This is a genomic window from Alcanivorax sp. HI0044 (assembly GCF_001634945.1).
Window position 1 is genome coordinate 1 of the sequence record NZ_LWEZ01001385.1, and the last position, 2,095, is coordinate 2,095.

The window sequence follows — 2,095 nt, forward strand, 5'->3', positions numbered from 1 at the left end:
CCCTGGATGGAGAAACAAAACTTCAGTTAAGGAGCCTCTGAATAACACGCTTCTCGCCATGTGCCGGGTTTATCCCGAATACCCGGCACTTTGCCAAACGCTAGACGCCGGATGCCTGACGTAAATCTCCATAGCCTGAGACGTTGTCGTTATTCCGGCATCGCTTTTGAGAGGTATTTTGAGGAATTGTCAGGGCCATCATTAAGGCAATAACCGGGTAATGCATTTTGCACAGAGGGTGTGACGGGCAAGGTTTTCAGGTTTTGAATGCCCGCGTCCGTCGTCAGGCATCCGGCGTCCAGCGGCGGCCAAGGCGGGATAATGAGACAAGTTCTGAAGCCGGCTGATCACTCAATTCAGCGATGAACCATAAAAAAATGGGCCGGCTTGGGCCTAACAGCACCCAACCGGCCCGCCTCGTCCTGAGTCAAACGCCGGATGACGATTACACCTGGATCGACGCCCCATACCGGTTTTTGCGATTACGGTTTCTGCGCATCTTTTTGTGCGCCGGCCTGGGCCAGCTCCGCTTCCATATCGGAAAACATCTGCTGCAAGGACGGCATCACATGCTGCATCTGGCGCTGGGAAATCTGTACCGATTCAGCCATTACCTGGGGCATCTTTTTCATGATCGCCCGGCCACTTTCCGACTGATAAAACTCGGCCATGTCCCGCAGCTCCTGCAGGGAAAAGGTACGCTGATAAATCGCCAGCATCTGCTCTTCCATGGCACCCCAGTCCAGCCCCTCTTCCAGAATGGTCTGCACCCGCGAGGTATAGCGCTCCATCATGGCCTTGTTGTCCGCCGGGATGGTTTGCGTCAGGGCCTGATCGGTCATGCCTTCAATCTGTCGCCGGGCTTCACTGAAAATGGCTTTGGCATTACTGGATTCCAGCACCTCTTTGGCTGCAGCCGTCTTGTCCGCCTGTTCCGATGCCTGTGCGGTTACCGACAGGAAAGACAGCAGCAGTACGGTCAGCATTTTTTTCATGATTATCTCCAACATTGCGGTGCCAACACCGCCAGCCTGAAAAGCAAAAAGGCCGTGACGAATCACGGCCTTTTACTATCAATTAACCACTATCAATGATCAATTGCCGTTATGGCATTTCATCCACTTCTTCCGGTTCCGGAATCATGAAGTCTTCCTTGCTGACCTTCATCATGAAGAGAATATTCGTAACCACATAAATCGACGAGTAGGTACCTACCGCCACACCCACCAGCAGAGCTTCCGAAAAAGCGCGCATGACTTCACCACCAAAGAAGTACAACGCCACCAATACCAACAGGGTCGTCACAGAAGTATTGATCGTGCGGGTCAACGTCTGGTTTACCGCGCCATTGATAATAGCCACCGGATCCGTCTGCCGGGAATTGCGGAAATCTTCACGAATGCGGTCGGCCACTACAATGGAGTCATTGAGCGAGTAACCGATCAATGCCAACACCGCCGCCAGCACCGTCAGGTCGAACGGCCACTGCACCAGCGAAAACAGACCCAGCACGATGATTACATCGTGGAACAGCGCGAGTACGGTAGCCACGCCAAACTTGTTGGAGAAGCGGAACCACACATAGACCATCATAAGGCCAAGCGCCAGCAACATGGCGGTACCGGATTCGTCACGCAGTTCGTCACCAACCTGAGGGCCCACAAATTCCACTTTCAGCAGTTCCAGATCCGCATTGTGCTCTTTCAGCACATTGAAGACGTTGTGGCCCACCTTGTCCGCGTCCACGTCATCCTTTGGTGCGACCCGGATATTCACTTCCTTGGGGGAACCGTAGTGCTGTACCACGGCATCACCGAAACCTGCCTGCGCCAAATCTTCCCGTGCCTGAGACAGCTCCACATCCACCGGGCTTTTTACTACCACGGTAGTCCCCCCGGTGAAATCCAGCCCCAGGTTCAGGCCTCGGGTCAGCAACAGCGCCACGGAAATAATCACCAGCGCCAGCGACAGGATGCCCAGCGGTTTGCGGGCGGCCATAAAATTGATGTTCATGGGTGCTTTGCTCATAACCGCCTCAGATGCTCAGTTTGCTCGGGGCGCGGGCGCCTCGACCGTAAATCATTTCTGCCATGGC

General features: G+C 54.3%; 2 protein-coding genes. Both read right to left on the reverse strand.

Features of this window, described 5'->3' with window-relative positions:
• Positions 1-482: 482 nt before the first annotated feature.
• On the reverse strand, positions 483-995 hold the full coding sequence (locus A3730_RS20480) for a DUF2059 domain-containing protein (RefSeq protein WP_063521066.1): 513 nt from the start codon (positions 993-995) through the stop codon (positions 483-485).
• 109 nt (positions 996-1,104) lie between these two features.
• Positions 1,105-2,028, reverse strand: a complete 924-nt coding sequence (secF, locus tag A3730_RS20485) for a protein translocase subunit SecF (protein WP_063521067.1) — start codon at positions 2,026-2,028, stop codon at positions 1,105-1,107.
• Between the last annotated feature and the right edge of the window lie 67 nt (positions 2,029-2,095).

Excerpts from the sequence above, each read along its gene's own strand:
- secF (WP_063521067.1), bottom strand. The coding sequence starts at position 2,028 with ATGAGCAAAGCACCCATGAACATCAATTTTATGGCCGCCCGCAAACCG.
- A3730_RS20480 (WP_063521066.1), bottom strand. The coding sequence starts at position 995 with ATGAAAAAAATGCTGACCGTACTGCTGCTGTCTTTCCTGTCGGTAACC.